The sequence below is a fragment of the Collinsella sp. AF33-16 genome, assembly GCF_003475325.1.
GTDB lineage: Bacteria > Actinomycetota > Coriobacteriia > Coriobacteriales > Coriobacteriaceae > Collinsella.
Genome location: NZ_QRQC01000024.1, coordinates 1 through 22,248, shown reverse-complemented (window position 1 = coordinate 22,248; position 22,248 = coordinate 1). Strand labels below are relative to the sequence as shown.

Here is a 22,248-nt window from a genome sequence, read left to right as displayed (position 1 = left end):
CTGAGTCCTGAGGCTGTTGCAATGAAAATGAGAATCAAGGCCACGCACTTTACCTGCGTAAACAATGTGAGTGAAATATGAATCTCGATGGATACGCCCGCAGCCGTGTATACTAAACAGCTGTGTGAAACCAGGGGAGTATTCTGGCTGGACAAAATGCCTGCTTAATAGGGTTGTCAGGTAGTCCGGGCGCAATACAAGGCTGGGGAGCACGTCGTGTAAGTAGTGGTCCTCTAGGGGCGTACGCTCGGTGGTGTACGCATTGTCCCAAGACCACGCGAGAGTTGGGATCATATCTTGATCAGCATGATTCTCGGCCGCAAGATTGGCATGACCCAGGTTTGGGACGAGGACGATAACGTCGTTCCCGTCACGGTCATCCAGGCTGGCCCCTGCGCTGTCTCGCAGGTTAAAACTCAGGCAACCGACGGCTATGACGCCGTCCAGATCGGTTTCGGCGACATCAAGGCCAAGAACGTGAACAAGCCCATGGCTGGTCACTTCGCCAAGGCTGGCGTCGAGCCTGTCCGCTTCCTTCGTGAGGTCCGCGTCGAGAACGGCGAGGAGCACAAGGTCGGCGAGGTCGTCACCGTCGCTGATTTCGCTGATGTCGAGAAGGTCGACGTCATCGGTACCTCCAAGGGTAAGGGCTTCCAGGGTCGCATCAAGCGCTGGGGTCAGCGCCGCGGTCCTATGACGCATGGTTCTCACTTCCAGCGTCACCCCGGTTCTATCGGTCAGTGCGCCTATCCTGCGCGCGTCCTCAAGGGCGTCAAGATGGCCGGTCACATGGGTAACGAGCGCGTTACCGTCAAGAACCTTTCCGTTGTCCGCATCGATGCCGAGCAGAACCTCATCTTGGTCAAGGGCGCTGTCCCGGGTGCCAAGAATGGTCTCGTCGCCATCCGTATGGCCTAAGGGCCCAGCCCATTTAGCCCAGCGTCATACCAAGGAGAACACTTAAATGGCAAAGTTTGAAGTAAAGAACAGCGAGGGCAAGAAGGTCGCCGAGGCCGAGCTCGCCGCTGAGGTGTACGGCATCGAGCCGAACATCCACGTTATGCACCACATCGTCAAGTGCCAGATGGCCTCTTGGCGTCAGGGCACCCAGTCTGCTAAGGGTCGCTCTGAGGTTTCCGGTGGCGGCAAGAAGCCTTGGCGTCAGAAGGGCACCGGCCGTGCCCGCCAGGGTTCCATCCGTGCTGCCCAGTGGCGTCACGGTGGCGTCGTCTTCGCCCCCAAGCCCCGTTCTTACGCTAAGCGTATGAACAACAAGGAGGTCAAGCTGGCTATGCGCTCCGCGCTGTCCGCCAAGCTGGCCGATGGCGAGCTCGTGCTCGTCGACGACTACGGCTTCGAGAAGCCTTCCACCAAGGCTGCCGTCGCCATGCTCAAGGCTCTCGGCCTTGAGGGCAAGCGTCTGACCATCATCGTTCGCGATGAGGACGTCAACGCCTACCTGTCGTTCCGCAACATTCCCAAGACGTTCATCATCACTGCCGACGAGGCCAACACCTACGATCTCGTCAACAACAACGCCGTGCTGATGCCCGCCGACATCGCCGCTCATTTCGGGGAGGTGCTTGCATAAATGACCGCCCACGAGATCATCATCCGTCCGATCGTGTCCGAGCGTTCCTTCTCCGGCATGGAGCAGAACAAGTACACGTTCGAGGTCGCCAAGGATGCTAACAAGTATCAGATCAAGGACGCTGTCGAGGAGATCTTCGGCGTCAAGGTCGTTCGCGTGAACACCTTGACGGTCAAGCCCAAGACCAAGCGCGTGCGCTATGTCGCCGGCAAGACCCGTTCTTGGAAGAAGGCCATCGTCACGCTGGCCGAGGGCGACACCATCGAGGTCTTTGGCAACCAGGCCTAAGACTCGCTGCTGTTGAGTGAGCTCATGCCTCCCAAATAGGGGAGGCGAGAGCTCAGGGTTTCGGGCGTATAAAATGGACACGCCCGGAACCGTGTATACGTCCGGTGTCATCGCACCCGAGGCAGAACCTCGAATCCCTGTCTGCGATGGCTAACGGATTCCTATTGAAAGGGATTGTAATGGCTGTAAAGCACCTTAAGCCGACCTCCGCTGGTAGGCGTTGGCAGACGATCTCCGATTTCTCCGAGATCACCTGCACCAAGCCCGAGAAGTCTCTTCTCGAGCCCCTGCCCAAGAAGGCCGGTCGTAACAACAACGGCCGCATCACCACCCGTCACCAGGGCGGCGGCGTGAAGCGTCGTTACCGCGTGATCGACTTCAAGCGCAACAAGGACGGCGTGCCCGCCAAGGTTGCCACGATCGAGTACGATCCGAACCGTTCCGCTCGCATCGCTCTGCTGCACTACGCTGACGGTGAGAAGCGCTACATCCTGGCCCCCAAGGGCCTCGAGGTCGGTCAGACCATCATGTCCGGTTCTGACGCCGACATCAAGCCGGGCAACGCTCTGCCCCTCGCCGACATCCCCGTCGGTACGCTCATCCACGCCGTCGAGTTCCAGCCGGGCAAGGGCGCTGCTATCGCCCGTTCCGCCGGTAATTCCTGCCAGCTGATGGGTAAGGAGGGCAAGTACGCTATCGTCCGTATGCCTTCCTCCGAGATGCGCCGCATCCTCGTTACCTGCCGCGCCACCGTCGGTGAGGTCGGCAACGCCGATCACGCCAACATCGTCATCGGCAAGGCCGGCCGTAAGCGTCACATGAACGTGCGCCCGACCGTCCGCGGTACCGTCATGAACCCTGTCGACCACCCGCACGGCGGTGGCGAGGGCAAGAACCACACCTCTGGTCGTCCCTCTGTTACCCCCTGGGGTAAGCCGACGAAGGGCCTTCGTACGCGCAAGAAGAAGAAGGTCTCGAACCAGCACATCATTCGTCGCCGTAAGAAGTAATTTCGGATACCGAGTTTTAGGAGAAAGCACTTATGAGCAGAAGTCTCAAAAAGGGCCCGTTCGTGGAGACTCGCCTTCTCTCGCGTATCACCGCGATGAACGAGGCTGGCAAGAAGGACGTCGTGAAGACCTGGTCCCGCGCGTCCACCATCTTCCCCGAGATGGTTGGTCACACCATCGCCGTCCACGACGGCCGCAAGCATGTGCCCGTGTATGTTACCGAGTCCATGGTTGGTCACAAGCTCGGCGAGTTCGCGCCGACTCGTACGTTCCGTGGCCACAAGGCCAAATAGGGGGTTAACCGTAAATGGCAACTAAGTCTATTGAAACTGAGGCCACCGAGGTTCGCGCCGTCGCTAAGTACGTGCGTGTTTCCCCCAGCAAGGCCCGCCTGGTGGTCGATCTGATCCGCCGCAAGCCTGTCGCTCAGGCCTTCGACATCCTCCACTTCTGCGACCGCGCCGTCGCCGTGGATGTCGAGAAGGTTCTCCGTTCCGCCGTTGCGAACGCCGAGAACAACAACGGTCTGCGTGCCGACAACCTGGTTGTCGCCGCTGCCTATGTTGACGAGGGTCCGACGCTTAAGCGCATCCGTCCCCGCGCCAAGGGTTCCGCTTCTCGCATTCTGAAGCGTACTTCCCACATCACCGTCGTCGTTGCTCCTCGAAAGGAGGCGTAAAGCTGTATGGGTCAGAAAGTCTACCCCACCGGCTTCCGTCTTGGCATCACCGAGAACTGGCGCTCCCGCTGGTTCGCAGAGAAGGATTACGCTAAGACCCTCGGTAACGATCTCGAGATCCGCAAGTACCTCGAGAAGCGTCTTTCCCGCGCAGCTGTCTCCCGCGTCGAGATCGAGCGCGCTGGCGACAAGGTGAAGGTCATCATCCTCACCGCTCGCCCCGGCGTTGTCATCGGTAAGAAGGGTGCCGAGATCGATACCCTCCGCACCGAGCTCGAGAAGGTCGCTGGCGTCTCCAAGGGCCAGCTCTCCGTCGACGTTGTCGAGATCAAGCGCCCCGAGCTCGACGCCAACCTCGTTGCTCAGTCTATCGCCGAGCAGCTCGAGGGCCGCGTTGCCTTCCGTCGCGCTATGCGCAAGGCTGTCCAGTCCGCCCGCAAGGCCGGCGCTAAGGGCATCCGTATCCAGTGCTCCGGTCGTCTCGGCGGTGCCGAGATGGGCCGTCGTGAGTGGTACCGCGAGGGTCGCGTGCCTCTGCACACCCTCCGTGCCAAGATCGACTACGGCACGGCTGTCGCCAGCACCACCATGGGCGCTTGCGGCGTGAAGGTCTGGATCTACCTGGGCGAGAAGCTCCCGGGCCAGCCTGTTCCCAACCCTGCACTCGAGGGCTCTTCCCGTCCTCGTCGTCGTAACTCCGAGAGGAGGGGTCAGTAGTGCTTGCCCCTAAGCGTATTCTTCACCGCAAGGTGCAGCGTGGCTCCATGAAGGGCCAGGCCAAGGGTAATACCGAGCTGCATTTCGGCGAGTTTGGTATCCAGGCTCTCGAGGCCCATTGGATCACCAACCGTCAGATCGAGGCCGCTCGTATTGCCATGACCCGCTACATGAAGCGTGGCGGTCGTGTCTACATCACGATCTTCCCCGATAAGCCCATCACCAAGAAGCCTGCCGAGACTCGCATGGGTTCTGGTAAGGGTAATCCCGAGGAGTGGGTGGCCGTCGTCAAGCCCGGCCGCATCATGTTCGAGGTCAAGGGCGTGCCCGAGGAGGTCGCTCGCGAGGCTCTGCGTCTTGCACAGCACAAGCTTCCCATCAAGACCAAGATTGTTGCTGCCAAGAACGCTGAGCAGCGCATCGAGAAGGAGATGGCTGAGGAGGCCGCTCTCGAGGCCAAGTGGGCTGCTGAGGACGCCGCCGCCGCCAAGGAGGAGAACTAATGAAGCCCGCAGAGATTCGTGAGCTCTCGGACGCTCAGCTCGTTGAGAAGCTGAAGGAAATGCGCGCCGAGCTCTTTAACCTTCGTTTCCAGATGGCCACCAGCCAGCTGGACAACACCGCTCGCGTCAACACCGTGAAGAAGGACATCGCTCGCGTCCTCACGGAGCAGCGCGCCCGCGAGATCGCAGCGGAGAAGTCCGCTGTCGCCGAGTAGGACCTAAGGAGAGAACATGACTGATTCGCGTAACTCGCGTAAGGTCCGTACGGGTGTCGTTACCTCCGTCTCCGGTGCCAAGACCATTGTTGTCACCATCACCGAGCGCAAGCGTCACCCCAAGTACGGCAAGATGATGACCAGCTCCAAGAAGCTGCACGCTCACGACGAGGAGTGCACGGCTGGCGTGGGCGACACCGTCCGCGTTATGGAGACCCGTCCTATGTCCAAGATGAAGCGTTGGCGCCTCATCGAGGTCGTCGAGCGCGCTAAATAAGCAGTCGCTCTTACGACTTGTACGTTTCCGAAGATGTGCGTATGCCTGGCTTGCATACCACGGGCCGTATAAAGGCTGCGCACCTCTCTTCGGTTCTTAGTTCGGAGGAACATCTACCATGATTCAGATGCAAACCATGCTGAACGTCGCCGACAACTCCGGCGCTCGCAAGATTCGCTGCATCAAGGTGCTTGGCGGTTCCAAGCGTCGTTATGCAGGCATCGGCGATGTGTTCATCGGTGCTGTCCAGGAGGCTACCCCTGGCGCCAACGTCAAGAAGAAGGACGTTGTCCGTTGCGTCGTCGTTCGCACCGTTAAGGAGATCCGCCGCAAGGATGGCTCCTACATTCGCTTTGATGAGAACGCCTGCGTTGTCATCAACAACGATGGTTCGCCCGTCGGCACCCGTATCTTCGGGCCCGTCGCTCGCGAGCTTCGTGACAAGAAGTACATGAAGATCGTCTCGCTCGCTCCCGAGACCCTGTAGTTAGGGGAGATATATGTATATCAAGAAGGGCGATAAGGTCCAGGTTCTCTCTGGTAAGGATCGCGGCAAGCAGGGCGTTGTCCTGCGTGCTCTCCCCGCCGAGAACAAGGTCGTTGTCGAGGGCGTTTCGGTCGTCAAGAAGGCCGTCAAGCCCAACGCTGCCAACCAGCAGGGCGGCATCGTTTCGCAGGAGGCTCCCATCGACGCCTCCAACGTCAATCTCGTTTGCCCCGAGTGCGGTAAGGTTACCCGCGTCGGTCACGAGAAGGACGGCAAGAACAAGCTGCGCGTCTGCAAGAAGTGCGGCCACAAGTTCTAAGCTGCCCGCAACATCAAGTTGCTAGCAAAGGCCCGGATGCCCCACGGCACCCGGGCCTTTTTCTATCCCCACTCGATGGCTTCGGTTCTGCCGTCCCGTCATTCCGGTTGCATCCAGTTTTCGGTGCCGTCTCGAATCGAGTGCCGCCAGGTGACACCCTGTCGCGTTTCGTCGGCTTCGGGGACAAAAGTCGGGACAACTTCAAAAACTATTTTCGAACTCAGGGCTTTGAGTTTTTGTTTTTGTCCCAAAGGGCGCGGCGGGATGCCTTTGGAGGCTCGATAGCGCCGAAAACGCCCGTTTTGAAACTTAAATGCCTTTTCGCGTGCAAGCCGCCAGCTGCAATAGGAAGTGAATCAACGCAGGTGGCTTTCAAGCAGTTTGCAAAACTGCAGGTCGCAGGTCTTCATTGCCAGTAGGAGAAATGAGTAGTCTCAGGTGGCTTGCCCATGAGTTGACGAACGGGATTTGAGATTACGCTGACGTCCGGAAACGCTTCGAGCACGGCGTTACGTTTTTGGGGTTTGGGCGTAGCCCCTGCACCCGCGAGCGCGGGCCTTAAGCCCGCCGAGAGGGTGACGCGTCGAAAACGAAGGGGAAAGAGAGAAGGGGCCGTCCCTATCATTCAGGTTGCGACCGAAGAAGACAAGGAGACCCCCTGAGCCTGAATGATGCCCCACAGACCGCGTCCGACCGAGCTCAAGCCGAGCTTTTCCTGACGTCCGCCTTCGCGAAGATGATGGCTGGATTGGCTATGGATTGGCAACACTTATTTGGACGATTCCGGGAGGGACGGCCCCGCCTCCCTGAACTCGACCGGCGACATGTAGCCCAGCGTCGAGTGGATCCTGAAGTTGTTGTACCAGCGCACGTAATCCAAGAGCTTGGCTCGGAGCTCGCGCGTCCCTCCTCGGTCCTTCGGAGTGGCCGACGATCTCCCCGTTGCAGAGGTCGACGAGCAGGCAGACGTAGTTCCACGACGCCCCGACGCGCACGCAGACCAAGTCGCTGCATATATGGGTGCACGGCGCCCTGCCGCCGAAGCCGCGCGCGACGACGTTCGACACGTCGGCCTCGTTGACCGCCCCGGGGTGCACCTTGAACCTCTTCCTGCCGTATGCGCCGGCCAGGCCGTTCTCCCTCATGATGCGGCAGACGCGGCGCCGGCTGACGGTAACGCCCGACCTCCCGGGCGACGCCTTGATCTTGCGCGATCCGTTCCGGCCCTTGCTGGCGGCGTGCGCCGCCGCGGCCGCCGTCGCCCCCGACATTAAGGTCCTCAAGGGCCGCGTCGTCTCCGGCGACCAGTTCGTCTCGCCCGCGGAACAGAAGGAGCGAATCCTCGCGACCTTCGGCGACCTGTGCTGCGAGATGGAGGGCTGCACCATCGCGCAGGCCGCTTATCTCAACGGCGTGCCCCTCGTCGTCGTGCGCGCCATCAGCGACAAGCCCTGCGCCGAGGGCCGGGTCGTGACTACAACACTTTCGAGAAGAAGGCCGCCTGCGACTGCGCCCGCATCGCCGCGCGCATGGTTAAGCTTTAGGCCCTGCGCGCCGGGGCCCTTCTTTATGTTGGGACCCCGGCGCGCCGGGCCCTTTCCAAAGCGAAGTGTCGAGCCGAAGTGTTGAGCGTCGGCCCTGAATGTTCAATGGCCGTTGTTTTCTGCCCCTCAAGTGGTGGACTTTTCCTCGGAGCTGTTGATTCCCCCACGCGCCCCCTTCCGTTCTCTGTTCTCCCCTTATACTCCTTGTACGAGGAGGTAAGAAGTCATGGACAAGACCACACAGGACAGCTTGGCAAAGAAACCCGTCGACATGAGGGACAGGATTCTCGAGCATCTCGAGGCCCTCACCTCTGCCGTCTCGCTCGACGACCTTGCCCGTCTGTCCACCTCCGACATCGCCGAGACGCTCATCATCTCCAGGAGCCTGGCGAGCCAGTACCTCAACGACCTTGTTCGCGCCGGTCTTGTGGTTAAGGTGGCGGGCAGGCCTGTCCGTTATTTTCATCGCCGCGCGTTCCAGAAGCGTTTTCAGGTAAAGCTCTCTGCAAGCGAGTACGCCTCGCTCGCCGACCTCATCCAGGCGACGGGAATCGCCGATCACCGCGACTTCGCGCGTGCCGTGGGCTTCGACATGAGCCTCAGCTCCGTTGTCGAGCAGTGCAAGGCTGCGGTTCAGTACCCTCCGTTTGGCCTGCCCATCCTCTTGAGCGGCGGCGTGGGTGTCGGTAAGTCTTTCCTTTCTCGCCTTGTGTACGAGTACGGCAAGAACCAGGGCTTGCTGTCCCGCGACTCCTCCTATGTGCGCATCGACTGCGCCGGGGTCCCGGACGCCGCCTCGTTCAACGGGCTTCTTGACGAGTCGATCGCGAAAGCGCGCGGGGGTGTGGTCTTTGTCAACGGCATCGAGGCACTCTCTCCCTCTGCGATGGAGCACTGCCTTGCGACGGCCCTCGGGCTCGATGCCTCCCAGGATGCGCCGCGCGCTCGCCTCGTTCTTTCGACGACGCTTTCCGCCGATGACCTGAAGGTTTCCTCGGCCTACAGCAAAATGCCCATCTGTGCCCGCGTCCCCTCACTCAAGGAGCGGACCCCCGAGGAGCGCGAGGATCTCATCTTGAGCTTCCTGCGCAGCGAGGGGTGCCGAATCGGTTCTGATGTGAAGATCAGCCGCGGCGCATACCGTTGCCTCGTGAACGCGGACTTTTCCGATAACATCGCCGGCTTGCGCGCCTGCGTGACGAACTGCTGTGCCAAAGCGTTCCTCAATCGCGAGGGCGACTACGTCGTCGTTCGCCCGTATCTTCTTCCCAGCGGGCTCCTCTCCTCCGCGCAGATCGATCAACAGCCCGACGATGGCGTTCTGATCGACGCGTCTCTGGATGCCGCCGAGAGCACAGGGCCGGTCGAGCAGGCGCTCGATGCCCTGTGCTCCCTCGATGAGCGATTCTGCGCCGGGGAGCTCTCTGTCTCCGAGCTTGTCTCGCAAGCTGTCTCCGCTGTGCGCGGCGTTGAGGATCACTTGATCTTCGACCACGGCGTCGCCTCCTCGAGGTCGCGCGCCTTCGAGCGCGTCGTGGGCGCGGTCCTTGCCGACGCAGGCTCTTCTTATGGCATCGAGCTTTCGAGGAAGGTCGCTTTTCTACTGGCCCAGGAGATTTGCCTGCAGTTGTGGCCGGGTATCGGCCTGGCTAAGCGAAAGTCTGCCTGTGCGGAGCAAATCTCCCATCTCCTCGGTGCCGTGACCTCCGAATTGCCGTTTGCCTCGAGTGTCTCCGATCAGGTCGCCGCAGACGTGGAAGGGGCGCTGGGAATCTCGCTCGATCACTTCACGAAGACGCTTCTGACGCTGTGCGTCGCATCGGAGTCTCGCGATGCGAAGGCCCTTCGGACGCTCTGCGTCATCTTGTCCCACGGCTACTCAACGGCGACGAGCATCGCCGACGCGGCGAACCGTATGCTCGGCATGCATGTGTACGAGGCTGTCGACATGCCCTACGACCAGCAGCTGAAGGACATCGTCGGTCCGCTCCAGCGCCTCGTCGACCGCCATTCCTACTGTACCGGGGTCGTGTTCCTCGTCGACATGGGCTCCTTGGAGGAGGCCTATAAGGCCCTCGAGAACGTTACCGACTCCACTATCGGCGTGGTGAACAACGTCTCTACCGGTCTTGCGCTCGAGATCGGGGTCGGGCTGCTCGGCGGCAAGTCCATCGCCGAGGTTCTTGGCGATGCGACCGCCGCGTGCGTGACGCACTGCAAGGTGATCGAGCGCGTCAACCGTGAGGACGCCATCGTCTTCTGCTCCGAGTCCGGGGTCGACGCCGCGGAGAGGATACGCCAGCTCGTCTCGCAGAGCCTCCCGCGCACCATAGGCGCGCGCCTGCTCACGAGGCCCTTCAAGCAGCTCGTCGCGAACGGGTCGAACGACGCCGTTTTCTCCGAGCACCGCGTCTGCGCCGTCATCGGCACGGGAGACCCCGGGGTCGCCTCCGTCCCCTTCGTCGCCCTCGAGGACATCATGTCGACGGCGTCCGCCTCTAAGGTTGATGCCGTGTTCGGCAGGTGGCTTGACGCTTCCGAGCTCTCTTCTTTCCACGAGAAGCTGCTCTCGAACATGACGCTGCAGAACGTCATCCGCTCCATCACCATCCTCGACCCGGAGCGGCTATTCCATGAGATCGAGAGCGCCGTGCACGAGCTTCAGCGCAGGACAGGCGAGAAGATCGGCAGCAACGCCATCATTGGGCTCTACGTTCACCTCTGCTGTCTCGTCGAGCGCCTTGTTACCAGAAACCCCATTGAGACCTACGTTGGCCAGGACCGCTTCGAGGAGGAACGCGCCGATTTCATCGAGTCCTTCAGGCAGAGCTTCTCGAGCATCTCGACGCGCTATCGCGTAGAGGTTCCCGTAAGCGAGATCGCATATGTCTTCGACTACATAAGCGTGAGCGCCGCCCCGGCGCGAGAAGAGCGCCTCGGCTCCTCGGACCTCCTGCTCGACGAGTGACCTTCCCCGCGCCGCCGCAAGCTGACCGCGCGTCCTCAATAATCCGATAACCCCTTGCCCGGCGCGAATCCGGATAGTGCCGAGGCAGTACCGAACGCAAAACTTCATTTGATAGGAGCAAACATGAGTGTTGTTATGGCACGAATCGACAATCGCCTGCTTCACGGCATCATCGTGACGCAGTGGGCCCCGGTGTCGGGCGCGACCCGAGTCATGGTCATCGACGACAAGGTCGCCGGCGACGAGGTCCTGAAGTCCACCATGAGGATGGCGCGCCCCGCGGGCATGGCCGTTTCGATCATCTCCGAGCAGACCGCGCTCAAGAACTTCGCCGCGGGCAAGTACGACCGCGAGAAGGTCTTCGTCATCGCCAAGGAGCCCGAGACGATGCTTCGCCTGGTCGAGTCGGGCGTCGAGCTCCCGTCGCTGGTCGTCGGCGGCTCGCTCGTCAAGGAGGACGGCATCCAGCTCACCCAGCGCGCCTACGCCTCCGCCGAGAACGTCCAGAGCTACAAGGCGCTCATCGCCCGTGGCGTCAAGGTGACGGCCCAGTTCGTGCCCGCCGACAAGCCCGTCTCCGTCGCAGACCTCATCTAAGGGGGAAATATGGTCAACTTCACTATCCTGCAGGTCGTCCTTTTGACCCTGCTGGCCTTCATCAAGCACGTGGACTACTACGGCATCCCGATGATCTTCGTCAATTACGCCGTTTTCTGGGGCCTCATCACCGGAGTCGTCATGGGCGACTGGAAGACCGGCCTTGTCATCGGCGGCACCATTCAGCTCATGCAGCTCGGCGTCGCGGGCTTCGGCGGCTCCTCCATTCCCGACTACGGCACGATGGCCATCATCGCCACCGCCTACGGCGTGACCCTGGGCTCCGACACGGGCCTCGCCATCGGCCTGCCGGTCGGCATGCTCGGCATCCAGCTCGACGTCGTCGCCAAGATCCTCAACGGCTTTGTCGTCGAGAAGTCCCAGAAGTTCTGCAACGAGGGTAAGTTCAATCAGATGAACGCCATCCTGTGGGTCTGCCCCGCGCTCTTCGGCCTGTGCGCCGCCCTGCCCGTCTTTGTCTCCGTGACGCTCGGCCAGCCCGCCGTCAACTGGCTCCTCGAGGTCATGCCCCAGTGGTTCCTCTCCGGCCTCACCCTCGCCGGCAAGATGCTCCCGGCCGTCGGTATCGCCATGCTGCTCCGCTACATGCCAACCGCCAAGTACTTCCAGTACCTGCTCGCCGGCTTCTTCCTCTCGGCCTTCCTGAACGTGCCCATCATCGGCGCCGCCATCGTCGGCGTTGCCCTCGCGATTGCGTTCTACCAGCGTGCCGAGAGGGACACCGAGCTCGCCGCCCACGCTTCCGCAGACGCCTTCATCGGAGAGGATGAGTAACCATGGAAAACGAGAACATCACCGCCGTCGCTGAGGGCAAGCCCTCCGGCTACAAGGTCACCAAGAAGGACCTGCGCAACGCGAACTGGCGCTGGCTCATGAGCGTGTGCACCTTCAACTACCAGACCCAGCAGGGCGCCTCAGTCGCCTACGCCCTCTCGCCGGTCCTGAGGAAGATCTACACGAACGACGAGGACTATAAGCAAGCGCTCAACAACCACTTCCGCTACTACAACACCCAGCCTTGGCTCGCCGCCATCATCCTTGGCGCCTGCGTGGCCATGGAGGAGCGCGACGGCCTAGCGGCGGCGGACGCCGTCCAAGACCTGAAGATCGGCACCATGGGACCGCTCGCCGGCGTCGGCGACTCCCTGCTCATGACCATGATCCCGACCATCATGGGCTCCATCGCCGCCTACATGGCCATCGAGGGCAACCCCGTGGGAGCCGGCATCTGGTTCGCGCTCATCCTGGCCATCTTCTGGGTCCGCATGCACGCCCTCGAGTTCGGCTACAAGCAGGGCGTGAAGCTCGTCACCGACTTCAGCGAGAAGCTTCCCAACCTCACTGCCGCCGCCTCCGTGCTCGGCCTCACCGTGGTCGGCTGCCTCATCGCCTCGGTCATCGGCGTCACCTGCCCGATTAGCTTCAGCTTCGGCGACGTCGCGATGGAGATTCAGCCGCTGCTCGACAAGATCCTGCCTGCCATGATCCCCGCCGCCATCACGGGAAGCGCGTATTACCTTCTTACCAAGAAGAACGCGAGCATGACGGCCCTCATCCTCGTGGTGATCGTCCTCGCGATGGTCGCCTCCGCCGCCGGCATCCTCGCCTAGCTTCGACCCAAGAGATTGGTGAATCAATGAGAAAGATAGTTGTGGCGAGCCATTCCCTTCTCGCCCAGGGCTTCAAGGACACCCTCGAGTTCCTTACGGGTAAGGGCGACGCCGTCAACGCCGTGTGCGCCTACGTGAACGACAACGGCGAGGGGCTCGACGCGGCGGTCGAGGCGGCTCTTTCGGGCACTGACGAGGTCGTCGTCCTCACCGACGCGTACGGCGGCAGCGTGAACCAGCGCTTTTCCCGCTTCGCCTCCGACCGGATCCACGTGATCGCGGGTGTCAACCTCCCGCTCGCCATGACGGTCGCGCTCGCGCGCCCCGACGAGAAACTCGACTTCGACGCCCTCGTCAACGAGGCGCGCCAGCAGATCATCTACGTGAACGGTGCCAGTTCCGCCGAGTGCGACGACGACGAATAGAGGAGGTCGACGATGAGAGAGTTCCTTAAGGACGTGTGGATGCACGGCGGTGAGGAAAGCCGCGCCATCACCCCCGAGAACATCACGGGCGAGAAGGGCCGCGCCGCCATGTCGGCCAGCCACCTCGGCGTCGGCCGCAAGGGCTCGTGCTGCGTGCCCCTTGAGTCCGGCGAGACCATCACGCTCGCGGACATCGAGGGCCCCGGCATCATCCGCCACATCTGGATGACCGTCCCCGACAAGACCGCCGCCGGCAGCTTCGTCATGCGTGACCTCGTGCTGCGCTTCTACTGGGACGACGAGGAGACCCCCTCGGTCGAGTGCCCTGTCGGCGACTTCTTCTGCAACGGCTTCGGTGAGCGCGCCATCGTCAACTCGATGCCCATCTGCGTGAACCCGACGGGCGGCATGAACTGCTACTTCGAGATGCCCTTCAGGAAGCACGCCAAGGTCACGCTTACGAGCGAGCACCCCGGGTTCATTAAGTACATCTTCTACACGTTCAACTACGCGCTCACCGACGTGCCGGACGACGCCATGTACTTCCACGCCCGCTTTAACCGCGAGCGCAGCACCCGCAGGGGCGTCGACTACACCGTGCTCGACGGCGTGCGCGGCAAGGGCTACTACGTCGGCACCTACATGGCCCTGTGCGCCCTGGAGCGCTATTGGTGGGGCGAGGGCGAGATGAAGTTCTTCCTCGACGGCGACGAGGAGTTCCCCACGGTCACCTCGACGGGAGCCGAGGACTACTTCGGCGGTGCCTGGGCCTTCCTCGACAGGCCGCCCCACGCGCTGCCCGAGGCGCAGTGCTTCAACACGCTGTTCGCCGGCTACCCGTACCGCTCGACGCGCGACGCCACGCGCGACCGCTTCAGCGCGGGCAAGCCGAACCCGAATCCGATGCTCGCGACTAACGACGACGCGCTGCCCAGGCACGGCCTCTACAGGTGGCACCTTCCCGACCCGATCTCGTTCAAGGAGGACCTGCGCGTGACGTTCCAGGACCTCGGCAACGACGACATCAAGCTCTACGAGCGCGAGGACGACATCTCCACCGTCGCCTACTGGTACCAAAGCGAGCCGCACGCCGTGCTCGCCCCGTTTGCCGCAAGGCAGGACCGCGTGCCCAGGTAGGGTCGCCTCGAAACAAGCCAACGTTATGGGCGCCCGCGGTTGACCATGACTGCGGGCGTCCCTTTGTAAGGAGGATCACATGAGCGAAAAGCAAATGAGGCTCGGCGCCCTCGAAGCCGGCGGGACCAAGATGGTCTGTGCCGTGGTGTCCGGCGACGGCGAGGTCCTCGACCGTATGGAGACCCCGACGCTTACGCCCGCCGAGACCGTCCCGCAGATGATCGAGTGGTTCACCGCCCGCGATGTGGACGCGTTGGGCATCGGCGCCTTCGGCCCGACCTGCGTCAACCCCAACGACGAGCGCTACGGCTCCATCCTCCAGACGCCCAAGCTCGCGTGGCGAGGCCATGGTCTTCGCGCCGCGTTCGCCGACGCCCTCGGGATTCCGGTGGCCTACGACACGGACGTGAACGTTGCCTGCCTCGGCGAAGTGGTCTTCGGCTGCTGCAAGGGGCTCGAGGACGCCGTCTACGTGACCATCGGCACCGGCGTGGGCGCGGGCGTCATGTGCGCGGGCAGACTCCTTCACGGCATGCTGCACCCCGAGGCCGGTCACATGCTGGTAAGGACCCGTCCCATCGAGGAGGGACGCTGCGTCTGCCCGAGCCACGCGAGCTGTCTCGAGGGGCTCGCCTCCGGCCCCGCCATCGCCGCGCGCTGGGGAAAGCCCGCGGCCGAGCTCGTGGACAACGATGAGGTGTGGGCGCTCGAGGGGGATTATCTGGGGCAGATGTGTGCGAACCTCGTGCTCATGTACTCGCCTCGCCGCATCGTCCTCGGCGGCGGCGTGATGCACCAGGAGCAGCTCTACGGCATCGTCCGCAAGAAGACCCTCGAATATCTGGGTGGCTACATCCAGACCGCCGAGCTTAAGGACATGGAGAGCTACATCTGCGCCCCGGGCTGCGGCGGCGACCAAGGAATCCTCGGCGCGGCCGAGCTGGCAAGAAGGGCGCTCGCGTAACTTGCGCTCTCTCCGCCATACAACGCGTTAAGAAAAGACGAGCGCTTCTTGCCAATTGAGCGGCAAGAAGTGCTCGTCTTTTGCATTTGTTTTTGGGGCAGGACGCCCCGCCTCCGCTAGAGTCCCTGGACCGCCACACCCACGAGGTTTGGACCGGTGTGGACAAGAAGCGCGGGGCTGATGTCGGAGCGGACGACCTCCACCGCGTTGGCCACGCGCTCGCACAGGGCCTGCTCCATGCGGTCGTAGAGGTCGGCGTGGGCCGAGGTGCGGCTCGCGGCAAAGCGCACCTTGGGGTGCTTCTCGACGATGGCGGCGATGAGCTTGACCTCGGTGCGATGCGGTACTTGCACAGCCATTTCGTGTACGCGAGGCTGTTGGCTTTCTGGGCCACAGCAATCACCTCCCCCTAGTATGATGACCTGAACAATCCTCATGCTAGGGGGAAGGTTTTTGTCGCGTAGCGGAAATTGGCCTCCACCCGCTGAGCGGGTGGCTTTCTATGCCGCGCGTGCCGCGCGGCACGGACTAAAGTCCATGAATAAAAACGAGGAAGGCCACGTCCGGCCTCCCTCGCAAAGGGTCTCTGATTACTCCCACTCATTGGGGACAGACTTAAATGGGTGCTCTTGAAATGCCGGCGTCTGGGGACGTTCTTTTTCTGTCTGCAGTTTGGAACGTTCCTTTTCTGTCGGCAGTTTGGGACGGTCCTTAGAGCTGCAGCGCGCCATGAGCGAAGGCGAAGCGGATCATCCTGTCTTTTGAGTTCTAAGCATAAGCCCCTGTCTCTGAGCAATGACCGGTTCGCATTTGTGCGTATTTGCGTGCGTGGGATTGCGTGAATATGCGTATAGATGCGCCGTTTACGGGACAAAAATGACCGTTTAGCGGTGAGATACGCAAAAACGCGCACAGACGCGCGTGTTTGTGCGAATATAGAGCTATCCGAAATGCAAGACGTTCTATGACACAGGAGGCACATATGGTAGATTCCAAGCAGGCTCCACTCGACTCCGCGGCAGCCGCAAAAGCAGCGTTCGCTTCGGTCCAGGACAAGCCATTCCCCGATGATATCTTTACGGCTCCCGAGCTTCGTTGGGCTGTGATCGGGTGCGGCGTTATCGCCAACCAGATGGCCCAGTCTCTCGCTCTTGCCGGCCGCAAGCTTGCGGGCGTCGCCAACCGTACGCTGTCCAAGGCTCAGGCTTTTGCTGAGCAGTATGGCATCGAGAAGGTCTATGAATCGGTTGAGGACCTCTACGCCGATCCGGGCATCGACGCCGTCTATATCACCACGCCGCACAACACGCATATCACCTATCTGCGCGCTGCCCTGGCAGCCGGCAAGCACGTGCTCTGCGAGAAAGCCATTACCCTCAATTCCGCTGAGCTCGACGAGGCGCGTGCCATCGCCGACGAGCACAACGTCGTCCTCATGGACGCCACCACGGTGCTCCACATGCCTTTGTATCAGGAGCTGCGTCGTCGCATGGATGTCGGTGAGTTCGGCCGCATGAATCTCGCTCAGCTCAACTTTGGCAGCTACAAGGAGTACGGCGATCTGACCAATCGCTTCTACAACCGCAACCTTGCTGGCGGTGCCATGCTCGATATTGGCGTGTATGCCCTGTCCGTCATGCGTCTCTTTATGGTCAGCCAGCCCGCTGAGGTCGTTTCACTGGGCAACACCTGTGAGACTGGCGTTGACGTTGCGGGCGGCATCGTCTGCCGCAATGCCGAGCAGCAGCTGGGCGTCGTGAGCCTTACGCTTCACTCCAAGCAGCCCAAGCGCTCGGTCATCAGCTTTGACAAGTGCTACATCGAGGTCAACGAATATCCGCGTGCCGATCACGCGACCATCGTGTGGACTGCCGACGGCTACCGCGAGGAGGTCCACGCTGGCACCGAGGCCTACGCACTGTGCTACGAGATGGCCGATCTTGAGAAGGCCGTTGCCGGCGACGACTCCAAGCGCGAGCTGCTGGATTATGCTTCTGATGTTATGGAGCTTATGACCAAGCTTCGCGCCGACTGGGGAGTCGTGTACCCCGAGGAGGAGTAAGCGATGCTTGCGGAAGATAGGCTCAACGCAATCGTATCGATGGTGCAACAGACGGGCTCGGTTACCGTACCGGAGCTTGCTGAGGCCCTGGGCGTGACGGCGTCTACCATTCGGCGCGACCTGCAGACGCTCAATCGCGCACACCGTATCGCCAAGGTGCACGGTGGGGCGACGAGCCTTGAGCGCGCGCACGTGACGCGCGACCTAACGCTTAATGAGCGCAGCGATCTCCATAACGACGACAAGGAACGTATCTGCGCCCGTGCGGCGGCGCTGGTAGAGCCCGAGAACTTTGTGTACATCGATTCGGGTTCGACGACGCTCAGGCTCATCGAGCATCTTCCGCATCTCGAAGGGGTCACCTATGTGACTGATTCCGTGCTCCATGCTCAACATCTCGCTTTGCGCGGCATGCGTACCGTGGTGCTGGGCGGCGAGCTCAAACCCGCGACCGAGGCGCTCGTTGGCCCCGATGCCTTGGCAACTCTAGACCGCTACAACTTCAACTGCGGCTTTTGGGGCTCTAACGGCATTGCCGCCGAGCAGGGCTTCACGGCGCCCGATATCGAGGAGGCACAGGTCAAGCGCATCTCGATGCGCCATACGGCCAAACGCTTCGTAATCTCGGATGCCAGCAAATTTGGCATGGTGGCGCCCGTCAAGTTCGCGGACTTCCGCGACGCAACGATTATTACCGCAGGCGAGGTCCCCGCCAAGTACCGGGCAATGGACAACGTCATCACGGTCTAACAGCAAGGGACGGGCTAAGGCCAAAACCACCGCGAAGGGGCAGGAACCTTTGTGGTGGTTTTGACGTTTGTCCAGATAAAACCTGCCAAAATAAACCTGTCCCTTTTTGGCAGGTTTTAGGGCTCCCAGGGGCAGGGGGCTTCGATGTGGATGTGCTCGCCGGTTACGGGATGCGTAAAGGACACGCTGTGGGCGTGGAGCATGAGGCCACAAGGACGCGGCGTCCCGTACAGGTCGTCGCCCACCAGGGGATGGCGCTCGCTCGCCAGGTGCACGCGAATCTGGTGTTTGCGGCCGGTGAGCAGCTCGACATCGATATACGAGCGCGTGGGCAGGCCGCGGCGGCTCTTAAGACGCTTGAGCACCTTCACGCGCGTTTGAGACGGCTTGCCGCTGGCGCCGACGCGCATCTTTCGGCTGTCGTGACGGTCGCGGGCGATGGGCTTGTCGATGAGCTTTTCGTTCCAGTCGATCTTGCCCTCGGCGAGCGCCAGGTAGTGCTTTTCGAACGCGTGGTCGATGATCATCTGGTCAAAGGCGGGCTGCGTCTGCTTGTCGAGTGAGAACAGCACCACGCCGGTGGTGTCACGGTCCAGGCGATTGAGCGGCTGCATGTCGGTCGCGGCAAAGCCGTCGCCCATCGCCAGCAGCAGGTCGCTGGCGTAGTCGGTAAGTGTGCGCTCGCCGGTGCCGTCACCGTGGACGATCATGCCGGCGGGCTTGTCGATGGCCATGAGCCAGGCGTCGCAGTAGAGGACTTGAGGTTCTTCGTTCACGTGTAAGCCTTTCGGTTAGCTAATTCCCACAAACATGCAGCCCGAGGTGGCGCCGCGCAGGCGGGCGGCCGGCTTGCGGCCGGCTTGAGCCGCCTCGACAGCGCGACGGACGCGAGCGACGGCACGGCCAATCTCATCGGCCTCGAGCAAGGTTCCGTCGACCATAAGACGGCGCACGCCGGCATCGAGCAGCTGCGGAACTTGCGGCGTGAGGTCGATGGGGTAGGCGTCGTACAGGCGTGAGCGGCCGTGGATGTCGGTACGCACCGGCATGACCTTGCCGTCGATATTCTTGAGCGAGAGCTTGCGGGCACGCAGGCGGCAGTTGGCACAATCGTGGATGCAGCCGTTGGCAACCTGCAGAATGCAATGCTCGCTTGTCATGACGCGCGGGCGGCCAAAGACGGTGATGCCCAGAGCCGCGGGCGCGGCGGTGCCGAGCGAGATAATCTCGTCGAGCGTGATCTCGGGCGAGAGCCAAAACGCACCGGCTCCGCGCTCGGCAAGCGCCTCCATGCAGGGCGTGTTGTGCACCGGCAGGCAAGAGCGAATCTCGGCCGTGGCGCCAACCTGGGCGGCCAGGGCAAGCTCAGAGATGTTGCCAATAGCGACCGTGGCGCCGGCAACAACCCATGGGTCAACGCGGACGTGGTCAACGGCGCGGCAGACCTCATCGAGCACGGGTACGATGCCCTGCTCAAACGTATCGGCGGGGGAGAGTTCGGCCGCATCGAGTGCGTCGGTGGTCATGTAGATGCGCGTTGCACCCTCGGCGCGAGCGGCCTCGGCGGCCTCGAGCGAGGTGACGGTAGCGCAGATCTGCGGCTCATCGCGGTAGTGCTCGGGCGCGGGGCGGGAATCATTGGTGACAATCGCCGGTAGCTCGAGCGTGCGGGCGCGCTCCTCGTACGGTGCCAGAATGGCCTCTTCCAGCGCCTTACAAGCGGCGGCGCGCACCTTGTGCACGGCGGAAAAGCCCATGCCGCAACTCTCGTCGAGGGCCACGTCAAAGCTCGCGGCCTCAAAGGGAGAGGAGCCCATGCGCCCGACGTGCTCAACCAGATCGGATGCATCGACGGCGCGTGTCTTGGCGGCCTCGACGGTGAAGCCTGTGGCGGTGGCGGTGAGCGCGGGGTCGTCACAGCAGGTGAGTGTGACAGTAAACGGCTTGCCCAGGCGCGCCACGACGGACACATCAACAGCGCGGCGGCGCAGCACATCGCGCTTGAGCGCGGCGCCGGCGGCGTCGATGGCACGCTGGCTGCGAATCACGCGGACGCGGCAGCCCTCGGGCATGCTACGGGGCACGCGACACTCGATAACATCGCCGGCAGCGGCATCATCGGCGGCAATGGTGGTCAGGAACTGGTCAAACTCGTTATCGTGGCGAAGCTCCAGCAGGTCGCCCTTGCCCACGGGCTCAAACAGCTCAATGCGGGCGATGGCGGCGCGGCGACGGCGGTCGTCGGGCTTGAGGCCGCGCACATCGCGGTTGGCCGGGCGGCTGCCCAGCACCGTGCCCACGATCTGGCCGCGGTTGTTGGAACGCTCATAGCTCATCATCTCGTCGCCCGAGGTGCCGTCCTGATAGGCGTGCGTAAAGTCGCGGTTAAAGCAGCGCTTGAGCTGGCGCTGGCGGGCGGCTTCCTCGTCCTTGGCAACGGTGGCTCCGGATAGCATGTCGTCAATTTCGTGACGATACACATCAACGATGGAGTACACGTAATCGGGCGCCTTCATGCGGCCCTCGAGCTTGAGCGACGCGGCGCCGGCGTCATACAGACGGCGAACAAGCTGCGAGGTGTTGGTGTCACGCGGGCACAGCGCGCGCTCGCGGCCGGCGGGGGAGAGCGTGCGGCCGTTCTCGTCGATCAGCTCGTAGGGCAGGCGGCAGGGCTGGGCGCACATGCCGCGGTTGGCCGAGCGGCCCGCCATGGCAAAGCTCGACAGCAGGCACAGACCCGAGTAGCAAAAGCAGATGGCACCGTGGCTAAAGACCTCGAGGTCGACATCGGGCGCGGCGTCGTGGATGGCGGCGATCTCGTCGATGGAGAGCTCGCGCGAGAGGGTCACGCGGTCGGCGCCCTGCTCGCGGCACCAGATGGTTCCGCGGTCGTCATGGATGTTCGCCTGGGTTGAGATGTGCGTCTCGATGCCGGGCATCGTGCGCTTGACCTCAAAGAACAGACCCCAGTCCTGGATGATAAAGGCGTCGGCGCCCAGCGTGGAGCAGCGATGGATGAGTTGCAACGCATCGGCCATCTCGGACTGCTTGATGACGATGTTGACCGTGACGTAGACGCGCGAGCCGGCCAGGTGTGCAGCGCGGCAGGCCTGCTCAAAGGCCTCGTCGGTAAAGTTCGTTGCCTTGCGGCGGGCGTTGAAGCTGCCCATGCCACAGTAGATGGCGTCTGCCCCGGCAGCGAGTGCGGCGGCGAAGGGCTCCGGGCCTCCGGCGGGGGCCAAGAGCTCGGGTCTACGGTTGGTGGTTCGACTGGCGGTTGCGGTCATATCCTGCCTTTCAAAATGCTCAGATACTCAAAAGTATAGTGGTGCCATCGCGGCAGGCGATGCCCGTGCCCTAAGCGGGATAAAGTCTTCAGCAGCTTGGACTGGCTGCTTCACATGAGAACCGTTCAGCGGTCCGGGGAAACCGTTGGGCGATAAAATATTCTCGAAAGCTGATAATTATCTTGCATCGGGCAAACTCATCCCCTACTATCCCAGTTAAGCGCGGTGTTCAGACCGAACTGTGCCTCCCGGTGTGAACGCCGCGCTCACGCTCTCTCAACTGATCGTAAGGAGAAAAACATGAGCAAGACCGTCGTGTCTTCCGATAACGCACCCGCAGCCATCGGCCCGTATTCCCCCGGTATCCAGGCCGGCAACATGGTGTTCCTGTCCGGCCAGCTGGGCATCGACCCCGCAACCGGTAAGATGCCCGAGGGCGTCGAGGCCCAGGCCAAGCAGTCCCTTGCTAACGTCGAGGCCCTGCTGACCGCTGCCGGCGCCACCTTTGCCGATGTCGTCAAGACCACGGTCTACCTGGCCGACATCGCCGACTTCGCTGCCGTGAACGAGATTTATGCCTCCAAGTTCGAGGCTCCGTTCCCCGCGCGCAGCGCTTTCCAGGTTGCCGCTCTTCCGGCTGGCGGTCTGGTCGAGATCGAGGTCGCCGCCGCTCTCTAAGGCGTTGACCACAACTAAACATGACATGCAAAAAGACCCTGCAGCGCGTGAACTGCGTCCCAAATCTTGGACGCCCTTAATAGCGACTAGGCCGCGAGGGCCTGATTCCGGAACTCCTC

General features: G+C 62.2%; 26 protein-coding genes and 2 pseudogenes. 23 read left to right on the top strand and 5 right to left on the bottom strand.

What is annotated here, in order from left to right; translation table 11 throughout:
- Positions 1-297: 297 nt before the first annotated feature.
- The 12 genes and pseudogenes from rplC (at position 298) to rplX (ending at position 6,086) form a co-directional block, all read left to right on the top strand.
- Positions 298-918: a 50S ribosomal protein L3 gene (rplC, locus tag DWZ52_RS08675; protein ID WP_035137484.1), complete on the top strand. Its 621-nt coding sequence runs from the start codon at positions 298-300 to the stop codon at positions 916-918.
- Positions 919-964: 46 nt separating this feature from the next.
- Positions 965-1,591, top strand: coding sequence for a 50S ribosomal protein L4 (gene rplD / locus DWZ52_RS08670; RefSeq protein WP_006235032.1), 627 nt, complete (start codon positions 965-967; stop codon positions 1,589-1,591).
- Complete coding sequence (gene rplW, locus DWZ52_RS08665) at positions 1,592-1,879, top strand: 50S ribosomal protein L23 (protein WP_006235033.1); 288 nt, start codon at positions 1,592-1,594, stop codon at positions 1,877-1,879. It begins immediately after the preceding gene.
- Between the two features lie 179 nt (positions 1,880-2,058).
- Positions 2,059-2,889 carry a 50S ribosomal protein L2 gene (gene rplB / locus DWZ52_RS08660; protein ID WP_055250219.1) on the top strand — a complete coding sequence of 277 codons (831 nt, stop codon included), beginning with the start codon at positions 2,059-2,061 and terminating at the stop codon, positions 2,887-2,889.
- 32 nt (positions 2,890-2,921) lie between these two features.
- Positions 2,922-3,182 carry a 30S ribosomal protein S19 gene (gene rpsS, locus DWZ52_RS08655; RefSeq protein ID WP_006235035.1) on the top strand — a complete coding sequence of 87 codons (261 nt, stop codon included), beginning with the start codon at positions 2,922-2,924 and terminating at the stop codon, positions 3,180-3,182.
- A gap of 14 nt (positions 3,183-3,196) precedes the next feature.
- Positions 3,197-3,568, top strand: coding sequence for a 50S ribosomal protein L22 (gene rplV, locus DWZ52_RS08650; RefSeq protein WP_006235036.1), 372 nt, complete (start codon positions 3,197-3,199; stop codon positions 3,566-3,568).
- A 6-nt stretch (positions 3,569-3,574) separates the two neighbouring features.
- Complete coding sequence (rpsC, locus tag DWZ52_RS08645; protein ID WP_006235037.1) at positions 3,575-4,285, top strand: 30S ribosomal protein S3; 711 nt, start codon at positions 3,575-3,577, stop codon at positions 4,283-4,285.
- Positions 4,285-4,680, top strand: a pseudogene (gene rplP / locus DWZ52_RS08640) (50S ribosomal protein L16); the annotation flags it as partial. The gene rpsC and the pseudogene rplP, both read left to right, overlap by 1 nt.
- Before the next feature lie 107 nt (positions 4,681-4,787).
- A complete protein-coding gene (gene rpmC, locus DWZ52_RS08635; RefSeq protein ID WP_006235039.1) occupies positions 4,788-5,003 on the top strand; it encodes a 50S ribosomal protein L29 in 216 nt (71 codons plus the stop codon).
- A gap of 16 nt (positions 5,004-5,019) precedes the next feature.
- Positions 5,020-5,280: a 30S ribosomal protein S17 gene (gene rpsQ, locus DWZ52_RS08630; RefSeq protein WP_006235040.1), complete on the top strand. Its 261-nt coding sequence runs from the start codon at positions 5,020-5,022 to the stop codon at positions 5,278-5,280.
- A 118-nt stretch (positions 5,281-5,398) separates the two neighbouring features.
- Positions 5,399-5,767: a 50S ribosomal protein L14 gene (rplN, locus tag DWZ52_RS08625; RefSeq protein ID WP_006235041.1), complete on the top strand. Its 369-nt coding sequence runs from the start codon at positions 5,399-5,401 to the stop codon at positions 5,765-5,767.
- Positions 5,768-5,780: 13 nt separating this feature from the next.
- Entirely contained in the window at positions 5,781-6,086 is a 306-nt protein-coding gene (rplX, locus tag DWZ52_RS08620) for a 50S ribosomal protein L24 (RefSeq protein ID WP_006235043.1), read from the top strand.
- Between the two features lie 769 nt (positions 6,087-6,855).
- Here the strand turns inward: rplX and DWZ52_RS10175 are convergent.
- The gene (locus DWZ52_RS10175; protein ID WP_233547296.1) at positions 6,856-6,957 is read right to left on the bottom strand and encodes an IS3 family transposase; all 102 of its coding nucleotides are present in this window, start codon (positions 6,955-6,957) and stop codon (positions 6,856-6,858) included.
- A 292-nt stretch (positions 6,958-7,249) separates the two neighbouring features.
- Positions 7,250-7,357: pseudogene (locus DWZ52_RS10170) on the bottom strand (hypothetical protein); the annotation flags it as partial.
- Between DWZ52_RS10170 and DWZ52_RS08610 the strand changes: the two are divergent.
- From DWZ52_RS08610 to DWZ52_RS08575, 8 genes are all read left to right on the top strand, one after another.
- The gene (locus DWZ52_RS08610; protein ID WP_199569833.1) at positions 7,314-7,715 is read left to right on the top strand and encodes a hypothetical protein; all 402 of its coding nucleotides are present in this window, start codon (positions 7,314-7,316) and stop codon (positions 7,713-7,715) included. The pseudogene DWZ52_RS10170 and the gene DWZ52_RS08610 sit on opposite strands and share 44 nt — an antisense overlap.
- Positions 7,716-7,856: 141 nt before the next feature.
- A complete protein-coding gene (locus DWZ52_RS08605) occupies positions 7,857-10,598 on the top strand; it encodes a PRD domain-containing protein (RefSeq protein WP_117736585.1) in 2,742 nt (913 codons plus the stop codon).
- Positions 10,599-10,721: 123 nt separating this feature from the next.
- Complete coding sequence (locus DWZ52_RS08600) at positions 10,722-11,195, top strand: PTS sugar transporter subunit IIB (protein WP_089572478.1); 474 nt, start codon at positions 10,722-10,724, stop codon at positions 11,193-11,195.
- A gap of 9 nt (positions 11,196-11,204) precedes the next feature.
- Positions 11,205-11,990 (top strand): PTS sugar transporter subunit IIC, encoded by a 786-nt coding sequence (locus DWZ52_RS08595; RefSeq protein WP_089572477.1) that lies wholly within the window; start codon positions 11,205-11,207, stop codon positions 11,988-11,990.
- Positions 11,991-11,992: 2 nt separating this feature from the next.
- Positions 11,993-12,826 (top strand): PTS system mannose/fructose/sorbose family transporter subunit IID, encoded by an 834-nt coding sequence (locus DWZ52_RS08590; RefSeq protein WP_089572476.1) that lies wholly within the window; start codon positions 11,993-11,995, stop codon positions 12,824-12,826.
- Positions 12,827-12,852: 26 nt separating this feature from the next.
- Positions 12,853-13,251 carry a PTS sugar transporter subunit IIA gene (locus tag DWZ52_RS08585; RefSeq protein ID WP_089572475.1) on the top strand — a complete coding sequence of 133 codons (399 nt, stop codon included), beginning with the start codon at positions 12,853-12,855 and terminating at the stop codon, positions 13,249-13,251.
- 12 nt (positions 13,252-13,263) lie between these two features.
- A complete protein-coding gene (locus DWZ52_RS08580) occupies positions 13,264-14,388 on the top strand; it encodes a glycoside hydrolase family 172 protein (protein ID WP_172676343.1) in 1,125 nt (374 codons plus the stop codon).
- 79 nt (positions 14,389-14,467) lie between these two features.
- Positions 14,468-15,352 carry an ROK family protein gene (locus DWZ52_RS08575; protein WP_199579212.1) on the top strand — a complete coding sequence of 295 codons (885 nt, stop codon included), beginning with the start codon at positions 14,468-14,470 and terminating at the stop codon, positions 15,350-15,352.
- Between the two features lie 116 nt (positions 15,353-15,468).
- On the opposite strand, the gene DWZ52_RS08570 is transcribed toward DWZ52_RS08575, so the two are convergent.
- Positions 15,469-15,711, bottom strand: a complete 243-nt coding sequence (locus DWZ52_RS08570; protein WP_117843679.1) for a hypothetical protein — start codon at positions 15,709-15,711, stop codon at positions 15,469-15,471.
- Between the two features lie 623 nt (positions 15,712-16,334).
- On the opposite strand from DWZ52_RS08570, the gene DWZ52_RS08565 reads away from it, so the two are divergent.
- Both DWZ52_RS08565 and DWZ52_RS08560 read left to right on the top strand, forming a co-directional pair.
- Positions 16,335-17,414, top strand: coding sequence for a Gfo/Idh/MocA family protein (locus DWZ52_RS08565; RefSeq protein ID WP_118385342.1), 1,080 nt, complete (start codon positions 16,335-16,337; stop codon positions 17,412-17,414).
- Between the two features lie 3 nt (positions 17,415-17,417).
- Positions 17,418-18,164, top strand: coding sequence for a DeoR/GlpR family DNA-binding transcription regulator (locus DWZ52_RS08560; RefSeq protein WP_118385341.1), 747 nt, complete (start codon positions 17,418-17,420; stop codon positions 18,162-18,164).
- Positions 18,165-18,280: 116 nt separating this feature from the next.
- Here DWZ52_RS08560 and DWZ52_RS08555 read toward each other — a convergent pair whose 3' ends face one another.
- Together DWZ52_RS08555 and DWZ52_RS08550 are read right to left on the bottom strand one after the other, a co-directional pair.
- Positions 18,281-18,940 (bottom strand): RluA family pseudouridine synthase, encoded by a 660-nt coding sequence (locus DWZ52_RS08555; RefSeq protein ID WP_231501551.1) that lies wholly within the window; start codon positions 18,938-18,940, stop codon positions 18,281-18,283.
- Positions 18,941-18,955: 15 nt separating this feature from the next.
- Positions 18,956-21,451, bottom strand: a complete 2,496-nt coding sequence (locus DWZ52_RS08550; RefSeq protein ID WP_118385340.1) for a U32 family peptidase — start codon at positions 21,449-21,451, stop codon at positions 18,956-18,958.
- A 300-nt stretch (positions 21,452-21,751) separates the two neighbouring features.
- On the opposite strand from DWZ52_RS08550, the gene DWZ52_RS08545 reads away from it, so the two are divergent.
- Complete coding sequence (locus DWZ52_RS08545) at positions 21,752-22,129, top strand: Rid family detoxifying hydrolase (RefSeq protein ID WP_118385339.1); 378 nt, start codon at positions 21,752-21,754, stop codon at positions 22,127-22,129.
- Positions 22,130-22,248 lie beyond the last annotated feature (119 nt).

Coding starts and splice junctions, on each gene's coding strand:
- rpsC (WP_006235037.1), top strand. CDS start 3,575: ATGGGTCAGAAAGTCTACCCCACCGGCTTCCGTCTTGGCATCACCGAG.
- DWZ52_RS08590 (WP_089572476.1), top strand. CDS start 11,993: ATGGAAAACGAGAACATCACCGCCGTCGCTGAGGGCAAGCCCTCCGGC.
- DWZ52_RS08600 (WP_089572478.1), top strand. CDS start 10,722: ATGAGTGTTGTTATGGCACGAATCGACAATCGCCTGCTTCACGGCATC.
- DWZ52_RS08545 (WP_118385339.1), top strand. CDS start 21,752: ATGAGCAAGACCGTCGTGTCTTCCGATAACGCACCCGCAGCCATCGGC.
- rpsS (WP_006235035.1), top strand. CDS start 2,922: ATGAGCAGAAGTCTCAAAAAGGGCCCGTTCGTGGAGACTCGCCTTCTC.
- rplV (WP_006235036.1), top strand. CDS start 3,197: ATGGCAACTAAGTCTATTGAAACTGAGGCCACCGAGGTTCGCGCCGTC.
- rpmC (WP_006235039.1), top strand. CDS start 4,788: ATGAAGCCCGCAGAGATTCGTGAGCTCTCGGACGCTCAGCTCGTTGAG.
- DWZ52_RS08585 (WP_089572475.1), top strand. CDS start 12,853: ATGAGAAAGATAGTTGTGGCGAGCCATTCCCTTCTCGCCCAGGGCTTC.
- rplX (WP_006235043.1), top strand. CDS start 5,781: ATGTATATCAAGAAGGGCGATAAGGTCCAGGTTCTCTCTGGTAAGGAT.
- DWZ52_RS08575 (WP_199579212.1), top strand. CDS start 14,468: ATGAGCGAAAAGCAAATGAGGCTCGGCGCCCTCGAAGCCGGCGGGACC.
- rplN (WP_006235041.1), top strand. CDS start 5,399: ATGATTCAGATGCAAACCATGCTGAACGTCGCCGACAACTCCGGCGCT.
- DWZ52_RS08605 (WP_117736585.1), top strand. CDS start 7,857: ATGGACAAGACCACACAGGACAGCTTGGCAAAGAAACCCGTCGACATG.
- DWZ52_RS08565 (WP_118385342.1), top strand. CDS start 16,335: ATGGTAGATTCCAAGCAGGCTCCACTCGACTCCGCGGCAGCCGCAAAA.
- DWZ52_RS08550 (WP_118385340.1), bottom strand. CDS start 21,451: ATGACCGCAACCGCCAGTCGAACCACCAACCGTAGACCCGAGCTCTTG.
- rpsQ (WP_006235040.1), top strand. CDS start 5,020: ATGACTGATTCGCGTAACTCGCGTAAGGTCCGTACGGGTGTCGTTACC.
- rplB (WP_055250219.1), top strand. CDS start 2,059: ATGGCTGTAAAGCACCTTAAGCCGACCTCCGCTGGTAGGCGTTGGCAG.
- DWZ52_RS08595 (WP_089572477.1), top strand. CDS start 11,205: ATGGTCAACTTCACTATCCTGCAGGTCGTCCTTTTGACCCTGCTGGCC.
- DWZ52_RS08570 (WP_117843679.1), bottom strand. CDS start 15,711: ATGGCTGTGCAAGTACCGCATCGCACCGAGGTCAAGCTCATCGCCGCC.
- rplW (WP_006235033.1), top strand. CDS start 1,592: ATGACCGCCCACGAGATCATCATCCGTCCGATCGTGTCCGAGCGTTCC.
- rplD (WP_006235032.1), top strand. CDS start 965: ATGGCAAAGTTTGAAGTAAAGAACAGCGAGGGCAAGAAGGTCGCCGAG.
- DWZ52_RS08580 (WP_172676343.1), top strand. CDS start 13,264: ATGAGAGAGTTCCTTAAGGACGTGTGGATGCACGGCGGTGAGGAAAGC.
- DWZ52_RS08560 (WP_118385341.1), top strand. CDS start 17,418: ATGCTTGCGGAAGATAGGCTCAACGCAATCGTATCGATGGTGCAACAG.